Here is a 14,807-nt window from a genome sequence, read left to right on the forward strand (position 1 = left end):
GTTGAGAGACTTCACAAATATGTTGTTCCCCGATTCAGCTGTATTCAATGCAGTGGTTGACTGGCTCGCGCATGGCGTTTTGGACTTTGCATGGTGGCAAATTGTCTTGTTCACCCTGGCCGTGACCCACATCACCATGATCAGCGTGACGGTGTACCTGCATCGTCACCAGGCACACCGTTCACTCGACTTGCATCCGATTGCCTCTCATTTTTTCCGGTTCTGGTTATGGATGACCACGGGCCAGGTCACCAAGGAGTGGACTGCCATTCACCGCAAGCATCACGCCAAATGTGAGCAGGCCGAAGATCCTCATAGCCCTCATGTGCACGGTATCAAGACGGTGCTGTTGCAAGGTGCCGAGTTGTACCGTGCCGAGTCCAAAAACATGGAAACCATGGCGCGTTTTGGTCATGGCACACCCAATGACTGGATGGAGCGCCATATCTATACGGGTCGTTCCTGGCAGGGCGTTGGTCTGATGCTGGTCATTAACCTCGCGTTGTTTGGCGCTGCAGGCCTGACAGTCTGGGCCGTTCAAATGGCCTGGACACCCATCATGGCTGCCGGCATCATCAACGGCGCGGCCCATTACTGGGGATATCGCAATTTCGAGGCGACAGACGCCAGCACCAACATTTCACCTTGGGGCATCATCATTGCCGGTGAAGAATTGCATAACAACCACCACACTTATCCCACGTCGGCCAAACTGTCCGTGAAACCTTACGAATTTGACATTGGCTGGATGTATATCACCATGATGCGCAGCGTTGGCTTGGCTACCGTCAAAAAGACGCCACCCAAACTGGCGTTCGGCCATGTGCGTCCCGTGGCGGACGAGAAGACGCTGGAGGCATTGATTGCCAACCGGTATGAAATCATGGCGGGATACGCCAATGACATGCGTCAGGCTTTCAAGGACGAAATGCACGCCATGAAGGCGCGCAGTGCTGACGCCGCCGTGATCAAGGCCGCCCAGCGCTGGATGCACCGCGATGCTGACAAAGTTCCTGCGGCTGCCGTGCCACAACTGGTGCTGGCCCGTGCGGCCTCACCTGTGCTGGACAAGATGGTGACCATGCGCGAAGAACTTCGCCAGATGTGGTTGAGTCGTTCCCATACCCGTGAGCAGTTGGCCGCTGATCTTCAGATTTGGTGTCACCGCGCAGAGGCGAGCGGCATTGCCGCCTTAAAGGATTTTTCGATGAGATTGCGTGCGGCTCAAGCGGCTGGCGTCTGATTCTCCCTGGGTTGAGGCCGTAGAAACCCGCTGCTGCAGCGGGTTTTTTACGTCTGTTGAGGCTGCTCTTGTGTCAATCCCCGTGTTCGGTCAATGGTTGAATGCCGAAATCAGGACGTAAAAAAGCCCGCAGAAGCGGGCTTTTTTACAGGAAAAAACTGAATTACTTCAGCTTCATTTCCTTGTAGTCCACGTGCTTGCGAGCTTTGGGATCAAATTTCTTGATCAACATTTTCTCGGGCATGGTTTTCTTGTTTTTGCTGGTGGTGTAGAAGTGACCAGTACCCGCTGTAGATTCCAGCTTGATTTTTTCGCGTCCGCCTTTGGTTGCCATGGTGCTGCTCCTTATGCCTGTCCACGTGCGCGCAAGTCTGCGAGCACAACATCAATACCTTTTTTGTCGATCAAACGCAAACCTGCGTTGGAGATTCGCAAGCGAATCCAACGGTTTTCGGTCTCGACCCAGAAACGGCGATATTGCAGGTTCGGCAGGAACCGGCGCTTGGTTTTGTTGTTGGCGTGGGAAACTTTGTTCCCGACCATGGGGCCTTTGCCCGTAACTTCACATACGCGTGCCATGTGGACACTCCAGAAGACGTGAGCGCTTTCGTGCTCACTCGTTAACAGCTTTCGCCGCACCTCGCCACTTGAAGAAGTGGCGGTAAAGAGATTCTCAAGACCACCCGGTTCTTTTTGCAAAGAGTCGGGTGAATTCCGGAAAAGCCTTCGATTATAGCTATTTCAATCCTGCTCAAGGAATCGTTGTGCGTCAAGAGCCGCCATGCAGCCGGTTCCGGCGCTGGTGATGGCCTGGCGGTACACGTGATCCTGTACGTCGCCGGCAGCGAACACGCCTGGCACACTGGTCATGGTGGCAAAGCCCTTCAGGCCGCCCTGGGTCACGATATAGCCACCGGCCATCTCCAGTTGGCCCTGGAAAATATCGGTGTTGGGCGAATGGCCAATGGCAATAAAACAGCCTTTTAGCGTCAGGTCTTCCGTGGCGCCTGTATTGACGTTTTTCAGGCGGATGCCTGTCACACCGCTCTGATCACCCAGGACTTCATCGAGCGTGCTGAATGTTTTCAGTTCAATCTTGCCCGCAGCCACTTTGTCCATCAGCTTGTCGATCAGGATGGCTTCGGCCTTGAATTTGTCACGACGGTGTACCAGGTAGACCTTGCTGGCGATATTGGACAGGTACAGTGCTTCTTCGACCGCAGTGTTGCCGCCGCCGACCACACAGCAGATTTCATCGCGGTAGAAAAAACCGTCACAGGTCGCGCAGCCGGAGACGCCACGGCCCATGAAGGCCGTTTCGGATGGCAGGCCCAGGTACTTGGCTGAAGCGCCGGTGGCAATGATGAGCGAGTCGCAGGTGAACTCGCCGTTGTCACCCTTGAGGGTGAACGGACGCTTGCTGAAGTCGACTGCGTTGATGTGGTCAAACAGAATCTCGGTTTTGAAACGCTCTGCATGCTCCAAAAACCGCTGCATGAGTTCGGGGCCCTGGACGCCGTGGACGTCCGCCGGCCAGTTGTCCACTTCGGTGGTGGTCATTAACTGCCCGCCTTGGGCGATGCCTGTGACGAGCAAGGGGTTGAGGTTAGCACGGGCCGCATAAATGGCCGCTGTGTAGCCGGCGGGGCCGGAGCCAAGAATCAAAACCTTGGCGTGTCGAGTGTTTGACATCGTGTAAACCTTTGTGAAAAATCAAATGTGCCGTGTACATTTCAGGGTTAAGCGTGAAATGTCAACCATATTCACGCATCGGATCGCTTGCCTCGGCAGTAACTGAGCGCGATTGTAAGAACTCATGTTGCCCAAAATTATCAGGATTATCCGATGTCAATGTTGACCAACCTGGATTTGATACGCCGTGTGCCGCTTTTCGCACAGATCACGCCGGAGCAGGCTGTGGTGGTCGCTGACGCCGTTGTCAAACGTCGCTTTAAACGGGGTGAGCGCATTGTTGAGCAAGGCGCAAAGTCAAATGCTCTGTACATTATTTTGTCGGGCAGAGCCCGTGTCGTGATGGCAGACCGTAAATCCAAGGAGGTCATTCTGGCCAGCTTGAAACCAGGCGATTACATCGGCGAAATGAGCTTGATTGACAACGAACCTCACTCCGCCAGCGTGGACGCCGAGATTCAGACCGACGTGCTGGAATTGGGCAGTGCCCAATTCAATCAATGCCTGACCAATAGCGTGTCGACAGCGCGGGCGGTGATGACGGGATTGGTGCAATTGCTGCGTAAGTCCACTGACAAAATTGGATCGTTGGCCTTGATGGGGGTGTATGGCCGAGTTGCCGATGTGCTGATGGGCAGTGCCGTGGTCGACGCTGACGGTCAAAAGGTGATTCGCGACAAGATATCCCGCCAGGACATTGCCAAAATGGTGGGCGCGTCCCGCGAAATGGTCAGCCGCGTGATGCGTGATTTTGAAGAGCAGGGTTTTATCGAAACACGAAAAGGCGGCTCCATGGTGGTCCACGAAAGACGTGCCGTTCCGAGGTAAAGGACAATGTGCAGCCGCCCGGGTTAAGCTTCGGGAAACACGTCCGACATGACCTATTCGCTCAACACCCTCAATTCCTCCCGCTCCACCGCCACTGAAACCCGTTCGGGGTGGAGGCGCTTTGCTGATGAGTTGGGCTTGATCGCTGGCTTGGGCTTGCTGGTGTTCTGGTTGACGGCGCTTTTAAGCTACTCCACGCAGGACATGGCTTGGTCTACATCCGGTAGCGGAGGCGCGGTGCTCAATCGGGCCGGACAGCTGGGAGCCTGGCTGGCCGACAGCAGCTATTTTTTACTTGGTTTTTCTGTCTGGTGGTGTGTGGCTGCGAGTGTTCGGGCCTGGCTCTCGGGTTTGGCCCGATGGCTTCGGGGTCGTGAATTGATGACGGCTGGAAACGATCATGTTGAAAAGACCTGGTCGTCAAGATTCACGTCCGGCCGGGTCGCCTTCTGGGTCGGACTGGCCTTGCTGTTAAGTGCGAGTGCCACGCTGGAGTGGTCCCGTTTTTACAGTTTGGAACCGCGCCTCCCTGGTCAGAGCGGCGGTGTTCTGGGTTATCTCGTGGGGCCTTTGAGTGTCAAAGTTTTAGGGTTTTCAGGTGCTGCTTTGGTGGCGATTGCCTTGGGCGTGATGGGTGCGGCCCTGGTGTTTCGTTTTTCGTGGGGGCAAGTGGCCGAGCGGTTGGGGGGCTGGCTGTATTTTCAGGTCGAATCCCGGCGTGAGAAGCGCGAAGTAGCGCAGGACATTGCCATGGGCCAGCAAGCGGCGCGTGAGCGTGAAGAGGTGGTGATTGAAGAGCGCCACGAGATTGCCGAGCACCATCCGATGCCGGTCATGATCGAACCTGTCCTGGTCGACCCGCCTAAAAGCGAGCGCGTGGCCAAAGAGCGGCAAAAACCGCTGTTCAAGGAGATGCCTGACAGCAAACTGCCTCAGGTTGATTTGCTGGACGGCGCGCAACTCCGACAAGAGACGGTGGCCCCCGAGACGCTGGAGATGACCAGCCGCATGATCGAGAAAAAACTCAAGGATTTCGGTGTGGACGTGCGGGTGGTGCTGGCGCAGCCTGGCCCGGTGATCACGCGTTATGAAATTGAACCGGCTACGGGCGTCAAGGGCTCCCAGATTGTGGGTCTGGCCAAGGATTTGGCGCGCTCCTTGAGTCTGGTGTCGATTCGGGTGGTGGAGACGATTCCCGGCAAAAACTACATGGCACTGGAGTTGCCCAACGCCAAGCGCCAGTCCATCAAGCTGTCTGAAATTTTGGGTTCGCAGGTCTACAACGAGGCCAAGTCCATGCTGACCATGGGGTTGGGCAAAGACATTATTGGCAACCCGGTGGTGGTGGATCTGGCCAAGATGCCCCACGTGCTGGTGGCGGGTACGACCGGTTCGGGCAAATCGGTGGGTATCAACGCCATGATTTTGAGTCTGCTGTACAAGGCCGAGGCGCGCGATGTTCGCATCCTGATGATCGACCCCAAAATGCTGGAAATGTCGGTGTACGAGGGCATTCCGCATTTGCTGGCGCCGGTGGTGACCGACATGCGCCAGGCCGCACACGGTCTGACCTGGTGTGTAGCCGAGATGGAGCGCCGCTACAAGCTGTTGAGCAAAATGGGGGTGCGCAACCTGGCGGGCTACAACACCAAGATTGACGAAGCCAAGGCGCGTGGCGAGTTCATTGCCAACCCCTTCAGCCTGACACCCGAGGCGCCTGAACCGCTGGAGAACCTGCCCCACATCGTGGTGGTGATCGACGAATTGGCTGACCTGATGATGGTGATCGGCAAGAAAATCGAAGAGCTGATCGCCCGTCTGGCACAGAAGGCGCGTGCCGCCGGCATTCACCTGATTCTGGCGACCCAGCGACCCAGCGTGGACGTGATCACCGGCCTGATCAAGGCCAACATTCCCACCCGCATCTCATTCAAGGTGAGCAGCAAGATCGACAGCCGCACCATCCTTGACCAGATGGGCGCCGAGGCCCTCCTGGGGCTGGGCGACATGCTCTACATGCCCGGCAGCGGCATGCCGACCCGGGTGCATGGTGCTTTTGTGAGTGACGAGGAAGTACACCGTGTCGTGAGTTACCTGAAATCACAGGGCGAGCCCAATTACATCGAAGGCGTGCTCGAAGGCGGCACGGACGACAGTGTGAGCGAGATGATGGGCGAAGGCGGTGGTGGCGGTGAAAAAGACCCGCTTTACGACCAGGCCGTCGAGGTAGTGCTGAAAAACCGCAAGGCCAGCATCTCACTGGTACAGCGTCATTTGAAGATTGGTTACAACCGCGCCGCGCGCCTGGTCGAGGACATGGAGAACGCAGGCCTGGTGAGTTCCATGAGCAGCAGCGGTCAGCGCGAGATTTTGGTGCCGGCACGGGCCGAATGAAAGAAACAATGAAACGAATTGCTATTGTTTTTATAGCTGCTTGCGCAGCTTCTACCTGGGCTGGAGGGCTGGAAAGCCTTGAGAGCTTTGTGAAGACCGTCAAAACCGGCCGCGCCGACTTCACGCAAGTGGTGACGTCGCCCGCCAAGGAAGGGCAGGCGCCGAGGGCCAAAACGTCCAGCGGGACCTTTGAGTTTTCCCGGCCCAACCGCTTCAAGTTCATCTACAAGAAGCCGTTTGAGCAAAGCATCGTGGCCGACGGGCAAACGCTGTGGCTGTACGACGTGGACTTGAACCAGGTGACTGCGCGCAAACAGGCTCAGGTGCTGGGTTCTACCCCCGCCGCCCTGATTGCGTCCGCGCCTGATTTGCGCGCGCTGCAGGCCGATTTCACTCTGACGGCGGCACCCGACAAGGATGGTCTGGAGTGGGTGCTGGCCAGCCCGAAGGCGAAGGACGGCCAGTTGCAGGCGGTGCGCATCGGGTTTCGCGCGGGCGAACTGGCTTCTCTGGACATCATGGACAGCTTCGGGCAGAAGTCCACCATCAGTTTTGCGGCCATGCAAGCCAACGCGCCGCTGGACGCAACCAGCTTCCAGTTCAAGCCGCCAGCGGGCGCGGATGTGATTCGGCAGTAGTGGTTCTTGCATCTGCCCCGCTGGCCGAGCGTCTGCGTCCCAAGACGCTGGCCGAAGTCATTGGCCAGCAACATTTGCTCGGCGAGGGCATGGCGCTGCGCCTGGCCTTTGAGTCGGGTCAGCCACACAGCTGCATTCTCTGGGGTCCCCCGGGCACCGGCAAAACCACGATTGCCCGGCTCATGGCCGATGCGTTTGACGCGCAGTTCATCACCATCAGCGCGGTGCTGGGTGGCGTCAAGGACATTCGTGAGGCGGTGGAGCAGGCCCAGGTGGCACGTGGCCAGGGCGCCCGGCGCACGCTGGTGTTTGTGGATGAAGTGCACCGCTTTAATAAAAGCCAGCAGGATGCCTTTTTGCCGCACGTGGAGAGTGGCTTGTTCACCTTCATTGGCGCGACCACCGAGAACCCCTCGTTTGAAGTCAATTCCGCTTTGCTGTCTCGGGCAGCGGTCTATGTGCTGCAACCCCTGTCGCAGGAAGACCTTGAACAAATAGTAGCCAGAGCCCTTGATGTTGGTGCGGTTCCAGCTATTGAAAAGATAGCAATTGACCGGCTCATTGCCTATGCCGATGGCGATGCCCGGCGACTGCTCAACACCCTGGAGACGCTGTCCGTCGCCGCCACGCAAGAGCGCTTGACCGAGATCACCGATGTCTGGCTGCTCAAGGTGCTGGGCGAGCGCATGCGCCGTTATGACAAAGGCGGCGAGCAGTTTTACGACACCATCAGTGCGCTGCACAAGTCGGTGCGCGGCTCAGACCCCGATGCGGCCCTGTACTGGTTTGTGCGCATGCTCGATGGCGGCGCCGATCCGCGCTACATGGCACGCCGCCTGATCCGCATGGCCAGTGAAGACATTGGTCTGGCCGACCCGCGTGCCCTGCGTCTGGCGCTGGATGCTGCGGATGTGTATGAACGTCTGGGCACCCCCGAGGGTGAACTGGCGCTGGCCGAATGTGTGGTCTACCTGGCCGTGGCCGCCAAGTCCAATGCCGTTTACAAGGCATTCAATGAGGCCAAGGCCTTCGTGAAAAAAGATGGCACCCGTCCGGTGCCCATGCACCTGCGCAATGCACCGACCAAGCTGATGAAGGAACTGGACTACGGCAAAGGCTATCGCTACGCCCACGACGAAGAAGGCGGCTTCGCGGCAGGGGAGCGTTATTTGCCGGAAGGCATGGCCTCGCCCGGGTTTTATCGCCCGGTGGAGCGGGGCCTCGAAATCAAGATTGCCGATAAGTTGCGGCAGCTGAAAAGTCTGAACAATCAAAAAAACTGATGCCAGTTAACACTTGCTGATAAAGGCTTCGGCAAGGGTAAACCCCCTCTGGCGAGGGCGTTCCAGCGCAGACCCCCTCGCTACAATCGCGTCCACCCATCTGCCCGCAGCGCCCTGAGGGGCGCAACGTTGGCAGGCTTATTGCTATAGAACTGGTAGTGCTCACAAGGCCGCACCGCTTGACAGCAAACGCTGATTTTCAAGCACCGGCCAAAAATCGGAGAAGAATATGGATACCTTCATACAGCAGATCATCAACGGTCTGGTGTTGGGCAGCATGTATGCCCTCGTAGCGCTTGGCTACACCATGGTGTACGGCATCATCGGCCTGATCAACTTTGCCCACGGCGAAGTATTGATGGTCGGCGCCCTGACCAGCTGGACCATCATTGGTCTGATGCAGGAAGGGATGCCGGGCACCCCCGGCTATGTAATTCTCTTTATCGCCCTGATCATTGCCTGTGTGGTGGCTGCGGCCCTCAATTTCGTGATTGAGAAAGTGGCTTACCGGCCGCTGCGCAACAGTCCCAAACTGGCCCCCCTGATCACGGCGATTGGCATGTCCATCCTGTTGCAGACGCTGGCCATGATCATCTGGAAGCCCAACTACAAGCCGTATCCCACGCTGTTGCCCCGTGCACCGATCGAGATCGGTGGCGCAGTGATCACCCCGACGCAAGTGCTGATTCTGGCCATGACCGCCGTGTCACTGGCGATCCTGATGTACGTGGTGAACTACACCAAGCTGGGCCGTGCGATGCGGGCCACGGCTGAAAATCCACGCGTTGCCGCGCTGATGGGGGTGAAGCCTGACGTCGTCATTTCCGCCACCTTCCTGATTGGTGCCGTGCTGGCGGCTGTGGCCGGCGTCATGTGGGCGGCCAACTACGGAACCGTTCAACACACCATGGGTTTTCTGCCCGGTCTGAAAGCCTTCACGGCAGCCGTATTTGGCGGCATCGGCAATTTGGGTGGCGCGGTCGTCGGTGGCATTTTGCTGGGATTGATTGAGTCGCTCGGGGCGGGCTATATCGGTCAACTTACCGGCGGGGTGCTGGGCAGTCATTACTCCGATATTTTCGCGTTCATTGTTTTGATCATCGTGCTGACGCTGCGCCCCTCAGGCCTGCTGGGTGAGCGTGTGGCGGATCGCGCTTAAGGAGCCACATCATGAAACAACAGAAAAATATATTCCTCTTTTTGCTGGCCGCTGCGGGCTTGCTGATCTTGCCGCTGATTTTGCAGGGTTTCGGCAGCGCCTGGGTCCGCATTGCGGACATGGCCTTGCTCTATGTGCTGCTGGCCCTGGGCCTGAATATTGTGGTGGGTTATGCCGGTTTGCTGGACCTGGGTTACGTGGCCTTCTTTGCCATTGGCGCCTACATGTATGGCTTGTTGAACTCGCCGCATTTGACCGAGACGTTTCCCGCCATTGCAGCCATGTTTCCGGCCGGTATGCACGCGCCAATTTGGGTGGTGATTCCCGTTGCAGCGGCGGTTGCAGGCGTGTTTGGTGTGCTGCTGGGCGCGCCCACCCTGCGTTTGCGCGGTGACTATCTGGCCATCGTGACCTTGGGTTTTGGTGAAATCATCCGCGTGTTTTTGAACAACCTGGATCACCCGGTCAACATCACCAATGGTCCCAAAGGCCTGAACCAGATTGATTCGGTCAGCTTCTTCGGAATCGACTTGGGCAAGAAGATATCCATTGGCGGCTTTGAGCTGTCGTCGGTTTCGCTGTACTACTACCTGTTTTTGACGCTGGTGGTCATCAGCGTGGTGATCTCCCACCGTCTGCAACTGTCCCGTGTGGGCCGTGCGTGGATGGCCATTCGCGAAGACGAAATTGCGGCCAAGGCCATGGGCATCAACACCCGCAACCTCAAGCTGCTGGCCTTTGGCATGGGTGCCACGTTTGGCGGTGTGTCGGGCGCCATGTTTGCCTCTTTCCAGGGCTTCATTTCACCCGAGTCCTTCAGCTTGATGGAGTCGGTGATGATCGTCGCCATGGTGGTGCTGGGCGGCATTGGGCACTTGCCCGGCGTGATTTTGGGCGCGGTGCTGTTGTCCGCGTTGCCCGAGGTGTTGCGTTATGTCGCGGGACCGCTGCAGGCCATGACGGACGGACGGCTGGACTCCGCCATCCTGCGTCAGTTGTTGATTGCGCTGGCCATGATTGCCATCATGTTGTCGCGCCCCCGTGGCTTGTGGCCTTCGCCGGACCACGGCAAGTCGCTGCAGAACACCAAATCCTGAAACTCGCTGGAACGGAACGAACATGACAGACACTGTACTTAACGTCGCCGGCGTTTCCAAACGATTCGGCGGCCTGCAGGCCCTGAGCGACGTCGGCATCAACATCAAGCGTGGCCAGGTCTATGGCCTGATCGGCCCCAATGGCGCCGGCAAAACCACCTTCTTCAATGTGCTGACCGGCCTCTACACGCCCGACAGCGGCAGCTTCGAGCTGGCTGGTAAAACCTACCAGCCCACGGCGGTGCACGAAGTGGCCAAAGCAGGCATTGCGCGCACCTTCCAGAACATTCGCCTGTTTGCCGAAATGACGGCACTGGAAAACGTGATGGTGGGCCGCCACATCCGTACCCACTCGGGTTTGCTGGGGGCGATTTTCCGCACGCCGGGTTTCAAATCCGAAGAGGCGGCCATTGCCAAGCGGGCGCAGGAATTGCTGGACTACGTGGGCATTGGCAAGTTTGCCGACTACAAGTCCCGCACGCTGAGCTACGGCGACCAGCGGCGTCTGGAAATCGCCCGCGCGCTGGCGACCGACCCGCAACTGATTGCCTTGGACGAACCCGCTGCCGGAATGAACGCGACCGAGAAGGTCATGCTGCGCGAGCTGATCTCCAAAATCCGCAATGACAACCGCACCATTTTGCTCATCGAGCACGATGTAAAGCTGGTCATGGGCCTGTGCGACCGCCTGACCGTGCTGGACTACGGCAAGCAAATTGCCGAAGGCACACCGGCCGAAGTGCAAAAAAATCCAAAAGTAATCGAAGCCTATCTTGGCACCAGCACTCATTAAATAATTGAGGACAGAGCTTGCCCACTTTGTGTGGCTACGGTCTGTCCCGCAAGGTATCAAACGATGACAAACATTCTTCTCAAAGTAAAAGGTCTCAAAGTGGCGTACGGCGGCATTCAGGCCGTCAAGGGCGTTGACTTTGAAGTGCGCGAAGGCGAACTGGTGTCGCTGATTGGCTCCAACGGTGCGGGCAAAACCACTACCATGAAGGCCATTACCGGCACGCTGCCCATGAACGATGGCGACATCGAGTACCTGGGCAAAAGTATTCGCGGCCAGGGGCCCTGGGACCTGGTGAAGCAGGGCCTGGCCATGGTGCCGGAAGGCCGTGGCGTGTTCACCCGCATGACCATCACCGAGAACCTGCAGATGGGCGCCTACATCCGCGACGACAAGGCCGACATCCTGGCCGACATCGACAAGGTGTTCACCATCTTCCCGCGTCTCAAGGAGCGTCGTGACCAGTTGGCTGGCACCATGTCGGGCGGCGAGCAGCAGATGCTGGCCATGGGCCGGGCCTTGATGAGCCGTCCCAAAGTGCTGTTGCTGGACGAGCCCTCCATGGGTCTGTCCCCCATCATGGTGGACAAGATTTTTGAGGTGGTGCGTGACGTGTATGCCCAAGGCGTTACCGTGCTGCTGGTGGAGCAAAATGCGAGCCGCGCCCTGGCCATTGCCAACCGCGGTTACGTGATGGAGTCCGGCATCGTGACGATGACGGGTGATGCCAAAGCGATGCTCAACGACCCGAAAGTTCGCGCTGCCTATTTGGGTGAATAAGACGAAAAAGGCCTGTAGCCCCCGTAGAACGTGCGCAAGCAGCTATTGAATTTATAGCGTTTTTCGGACCAGCTGGACGGCTAGGGTGTTGTGCCGCTCAATCAACGGCCCCAGTTCCACGGTGGCCAATTGCCCCTCCCGCACCACCACCCGGCCGTTGACCACGGTGTAGGCGGCCTGCGGGCTGGCGCACAGCAGCAAGGCGCCGATGGGGTCATGCACGGCACCGCCGGCAAAGGCGAGCGTGTTCAGATCGAACAAGGCCAGGTCGGCGCACATGCCGGGGGCGAGGTGACCGATGTCCGACCGCCCCAGCACCTGCGCACCGCCGCGGGTGGCCAGCGCCAGCGCGTCGCGGGCCGTCATCTCGGCGGGGCCCAGGTCGCAGCCCAAAAAAGTTTTTCGTTCACCTTGCGTCCCGGTGCGTGTTTCAGGCGGCTGCAAGGCACGGCCGACGCGGGCCAATAGCAGCGCCTGACGCGCCTCATTCACCATGTGAGCGGCGTCGTTGCTGGCACTGCCGTCCACGCCCAGGCCAACGGGAATGCCTGCGTTCAGCATTTTGCGAATCGGGGCAATGCCCGAGGCCAGCCGCATGTTGCTGCAAGGGCAGTGCGCCACACCGGTGCGTGTGGCGGCAAACAGGCTGATGCCTTCGTCGTCCAGCTTCACGCAGTGGGCATGCCACACGTCCGGCCCCAGCCAGCCCAGGTCTTGCGCGTACTGCGCGGGCGTGCAATTGAACTTCTCAAAGGAGTAGGCAATGTCGTGGTCGTTCTCTGCGAGGTGGGTGTGCAGGCGCGCGCCCAGGCTGCGGGCCAGCACGGCGGACTCGCGCATCAGGTCGCGGCTCACGCTGAACGGCGAGCAGGGCGCCACAGCCACGTTCACCATGGCGCCATGGCGGGTGTCGTGCCAGGTCTCGATCAGGCGCTGTGTATCTTTCAGGATGAAGTCTTCCTTTTCGACCACCTGGTCTGGCGGCAAGCCGCCCTGGGACTGGCCTACGCTCATGCTGCCGCGCGTGGCCACAAAACGCATGCCGATCCCGGTGGCGGCTTCAATGCTGTCGTCCAGGCGCACACCATTGGGGTAGATGTAGAGGTGATCGCTGCTGGTGGTGCAGCCGCTCATCAGCAGCTCGGCCATCGCCACCTGGGTGCTGACCTGCACCATCTCGGGCGTGAGGCAGGCCCAGATCGGGTATAGCCCTTGCAGCCAGCCAAACAACTCGGCGTTTTGCACTTCGGGAATCGCCCGGGTCAGGCTTTGGTACATGTGGTGGTGGGTATTGACCAGACCGGGGGTGACCAGATGGTGGCGTGCGTCAATCACCTCGTCGGCCGTTTGCGGCAAGTCGGCCGCCGGGCCGATGGCCTCGATGCGGTGGTCCCGGATGAACACCGAGGCACCGCGCAACTCACGTGCCCTGGTGGGATCGGCCTGGTCCAGAGTGGCAATGCAACGGGCGTTTTTGATCAGCAGGGTGGTCATGGTCAATGGGCACAATAGGGGATGGAGTCCACTCAATGATCGCACCAAATCCCGCCACCGAACCCCGCCAGTTTCTGGAATACCTCTATGACGTGGCCGTGAAACGGGCGCTGCCACTGCACAACACCGCCGCTTTCCTGCCGTCCCCGCCCAAAGGCCGCACGCTGGTGCTGGGCGCTGGCAAGGCGGGTGGTGCCATGGCGCAAGCCGTGGAGGCCTTCTGGCCTGAGGACGCCCCGCTCTCGGGCCTGGTCGTGACGCGCTACCACCACATACCGCCGCGTCCGGCGGGTTTGAAGCAACGCATTGAAGTCGTTGAGGCCTCGCACCCGGTGCCCGATGCGGCGGGTCTTGCCGCAGCCCGGCGCATCTTGGCGTTGACCGAGGGCTTGACCCAAGACGACCTCGTGTTGTGCCTGATCTCCGGGGGCGGCTCGGCGCTGTTGACCTTGCCCGCCGAAGGCCTGACGCTGGAAGACAAACAGCGCATCAACAAGGCCTTGCTGGCCAGCGGCGCCAACATTGCTGAGATGAACTGCGTGCGCAAGCACCTCTCCGCCATCAAGGGCGGGCGCCTGGCGTTGGCTTGTGCCCCGGCCCGGGTGGTCACGCTTACCATCAGCGACGTACCGGGGGACGACCCCTCCATCATTGCCAGCGGCCCTACGGTAGCCGATGCCTCCAGCTGTGCAGAGGCGCTATCAATTTTGGAGCGCTATGCCATTGATTTGCCTGGGCCTGTGGCCGATTTGCTTCGAAGTGGCGCGCTGGAAACCCCCAAACCCGGCGACCCGGCGCTGGCGGATGCGCAAGTGCACCTGATCGCCACGCCCCAACAGTCGCTGGAGGCTGCTGCCGATGCCGCCCGTGCCGCCGGTCTGGCCTCCTACATCCTCAGTGATGAGATGGAAGGCGAGTCGCGCGAGGTGGGCAAAGTGCACGCTGCACTGGCCCGCGCCGTGGCCCGGCAGGGGCAGCCCTTTCAGCGCCCTTGCGTCATCTTGAGCGGGGGCGAGACCACGGTCACCATCCGCCCATCAGCCGCCGGTGTGCCACGCGGACGCGGCGGCCGGGCCGGGGAGTTTTGCCTGGGGCTGGCTCAAGCCCTGCAAGGGCAGGCCGGTGTCTACGCACTGGCCGCCGATACCGATGGCATCGACGGCGTGGAAGACAACGCTGGCGCCTGGGTGGAACCCGCCACGCTCAGCCGGGCGGCGTTCCAAGGCATGAAGGTGGACACCTTTTTGGATCGCAACGACGCGTATGGCTACTTTGCCGCCCTGGGCGATCTGGTGATTACCGGCCCCACCTTCACCAACGTGAACGATTTCCGGGCGGTGCTGGTTTTGTGAGGGTTTTCCTCGGTGTTGTTTGATTTCGCTCAAGGTCGGGCGGCCTGCGGCGCG

The 14,807-nt window shown here is 59.4% G+C and carries 14 protein-coding genes; 10 read left to right on the forward strand and 4 right to left on the reverse strand.

Going from position 1 to position 14,807, the window contains the following annotated elements; translation table 11 throughout:
• The first annotated feature begins 19 nt into the window (after positions 1 to 19).
• Positions 20 to 1,243 (forward strand): DesA family fatty acid desaturase, encoded by a 1,224-nt coding sequence (locus AC097N_RS00260; RefSeq protein ID WP_479578732.1) that lies wholly within the window; start codon positions 20 to 22, stop codon positions 1,241 to 1,243.
• 163 nt (positions 1,244 to 1,406) lie between these two features.
• Here the strand turns inward: AC097N_RS00260 and rpmG are convergent, their stop codons facing one another.
• The 3 genes from rpmG to trxB all read right to left on the reverse strand — a co-directional run bounded on the left by rpmG (position 1,407) and on the right by trxB (position 2,935).
• On the reverse strand, positions 1,407 to 1,577 hold the full coding sequence (gene rpmG / locus AC097N_RS00265) for a 50S ribosomal protein L33 (RefSeq protein ID WP_011465453.1): 171 nt from the start codon (positions 1,575 to 1,577) through the stop codon (positions 1,407 to 1,409).
• Between the two features lie 11 nt (positions 1,578 to 1,588).
• Positions 1,589 to 1,822 carry a 50S ribosomal protein L28 gene (gene rpmB / locus AC097N_RS00270; protein WP_296500123.1) on the reverse strand — a complete coding sequence of 78 codons (234 nt, stop codon included), beginning with the start codon at positions 1,820 to 1,822 and terminating at the stop codon, positions 1,589 to 1,591.
• 162 nt (positions 1,823 to 1,984) lie between these two features.
• The gene (trxB, locus tag AC097N_RS00275; protein ID WP_479578733.1) at positions 1,985 to 2,935 is read right to left on the reverse strand and encodes a thioredoxin-disulfide reductase; all 951 of its coding nucleotides are present in this window, start codon (positions 2,933 to 2,935) and stop codon (positions 1,985 to 1,987) included.
• A gap of 153 nt (positions 2,936 to 3,088) precedes the next feature.
• On the opposite strand from trxB, the gene AC097N_RS00280 reads away from it, so the two are divergent.
• From AC097N_RS00280 to AC097N_RS00315, 8 genes are all read left to right on the forward strand, one after another.
• Positions 3,089 to 3,763, forward strand: coding sequence for a Crp/Fnr family transcriptional regulator (locus AC097N_RS00280; RefSeq protein ID WP_479578734.1), 675 nt, complete (start codon positions 3,089 to 3,091; stop codon positions 3,761 to 3,763).
• Between the two features lie 48 nt (positions 3,764 to 3,811).
• Positions 3,812 to 6,157 (forward strand): DNA translocase FtsK, encoded by a 2,346-nt coding sequence (locus AC097N_RS00285; RefSeq protein WP_479578735.1) that lies wholly within the window; start codon positions 3,812 to 3,814, stop codon positions 6,155 to 6,157.
• A gap of 8 nt (positions 6,158 to 6,165) precedes the next feature.
• Positions 6,166 to 6,795 (forward strand): outer membrane lipoprotein periplasmic chaperone LolA, encoded by a 630-nt coding sequence (lolA, locus tag AC097N_RS00290; RefSeq protein WP_479578736.1) that lies wholly within the window; start codon positions 6,166 to 6,168, stop codon positions 6,793 to 6,795.
• A complete protein-coding gene (locus tag AC097N_RS00295; protein ID WP_479578737.1) occupies positions 6,795 to 8,078 on the forward strand; it encodes a replication-associated recombination protein A in 1,284 nt (427 codons plus the stop codon). The genes lolA and AC097N_RS00295 overlap by 1 nt, the downstream gene beginning before the upstream one ends.
• Before the next feature lie 229 nt (positions 8,079 to 8,307).
• Positions 8,308 to 9,237: a branched-chain amino acid ABC transporter permease gene (locus AC097N_RS00300; protein WP_479578738.1), complete on the forward strand. Its 930-nt coding sequence runs from the start codon at positions 8,308 to 8,310 to the stop codon at positions 9,235 to 9,237.
• Positions 9,238 to 9,248: 11 nt separating this feature from the next.
• The gene (locus AC097N_RS00305; RefSeq protein ID WP_479578739.1) at positions 9,249 to 10,334 is read left to right on the forward strand and encodes a branched-chain amino acid ABC transporter permease; all 1,086 of its coding nucleotides are present in this window, start codon (positions 9,249 to 9,251) and stop codon (positions 10,332 to 10,334) included.
• A 22-nt stretch (positions 10,335 to 10,356) separates the two neighbouring features.
• On the forward strand, positions 10,357 to 11,127 hold the full coding sequence (locus tag AC097N_RS00310) for an ABC transporter ATP-binding protein (RefSeq protein ID WP_479578740.1): 771 nt from the start codon (positions 10,357 to 10,359) through the stop codon (positions 11,125 to 11,127).
• Between the two features lie 63 nt (positions 11,128 to 11,190).
• A complete protein-coding gene (locus AC097N_RS00315) occupies positions 11,191 to 11,907 on the forward strand; it encodes an ABC transporter ATP-binding protein (RefSeq protein WP_479578741.1) in 717 nt (238 codons plus the stop codon).
• Positions 11,908 to 11,958: 51 nt separating this feature from the next.
• Here AC097N_RS00315 and AC097N_RS00320 read toward each other — a convergent pair whose 3' ends face one another.
• On the reverse strand, positions 11,959 to 13,401 hold the full coding sequence (locus AC097N_RS00320) for an 8-oxoguanine deaminase (protein WP_479578742.1): 1,443 nt from the start codon (positions 13,399 to 13,401) through the stop codon (positions 11,959 to 11,961).
• Positions 13,402 to 13,436: 35 nt separating this feature from the next.
• Between AC097N_RS00320 and AC097N_RS00325 the strand changes: the two genes are divergently transcribed.
• Positions 13,437 to 14,753, forward strand: coding sequence for a glycerate kinase type-2 family protein (locus AC097N_RS00325; RefSeq protein ID WP_479578743.1), 1,317 nt, complete (start codon positions 13,437 to 13,439; stop codon positions 14,751 to 14,753).
• Positions 14,754 to 14,807: the final 54 nt, after the last annotated feature.

The organism is Rhodoferax sp. LS1R11 (assembly GCF_056521395.1).

Coding starts and splice junctions, on each gene's coding strand:
- AC097N_RS00325 (WP_479578743.1), top strand. CDS start 13,437: ATGATCGCACCAAATCCCGCCACCGAACCCCGCCAGTTTCTGGAATAC.
- rpmG (WP_011465453.1), bottom strand. CDS start 1,577: ATGGCAACCAAAGGCGGACGCGAAAAAATCAAGCTGGAATCTACAGCG.
- AC097N_RS00310 (WP_479578740.1), top strand. CDS start 10,357: ATGACAGACACTGTACTTAACGTCGCCGGCGTTTCCAAACGATTCGGC.
- lolA (WP_479578736.1), top strand. CDS start 6,166: ATGAAACGAATTGCTATTGTTTTTATAGCTGCTTGCGCAGCTTCTACC.
- AC097N_RS00315 (WP_479578741.1), top strand. CDS start 11,191: ATGACAAACATTCTTCTCAAAGTAAAAGGTCTCAAAGTGGCGTACGGC.
- rpmB (WP_296500123.1), bottom strand. CDS start 1,822: ATGGCACGCGTATGTGAAGTTACGGGCAAAGGCCCCATGGTCGGGAAC.
- AC097N_RS00285 (WP_479578735.1), top strand. CDS start 3,812: ATGACCTATTCGCTCAACACCCTCAATTCCTCCCGCTCCACCGCCACT.
- AC097N_RS00300 (WP_479578738.1), top strand. CDS start 8,308: ATGGATACCTTCATACAGCAGATCATCAACGGTCTGGTGTTGGGCAGC.
- AC097N_RS00280 (WP_479578734.1), top strand. CDS start 3,089: ATGTCAATGTTGACCAACCTGGATTTGATACGCCGTGTGCCGCTTTTC.
- AC097N_RS00260 (WP_479578732.1), top strand. CDS start 20: ATGTTGTTCCCCGATTCAGCTGTATTCAATGCAGTGGTTGACTGGCTC.
- AC097N_RS00320 (WP_479578742.1), bottom strand. CDS start 13,401: ATGACCACCCTGCTGATCAAAAACGCCCGTTGCATTGCCACTCTGGAC.
- AC097N_RS00305 (WP_479578739.1), top strand. CDS start 9,249: ATGAAACAACAGAAAAATATATTCCTCTTTTTGCTGGCCGCTGCGGGC.
- trxB (WP_479578733.1), bottom strand. CDS start 2,935: ATGTCAAACACTCGACACGCCAAGGTTTTGATTCTTGGCTCCGGCCCC.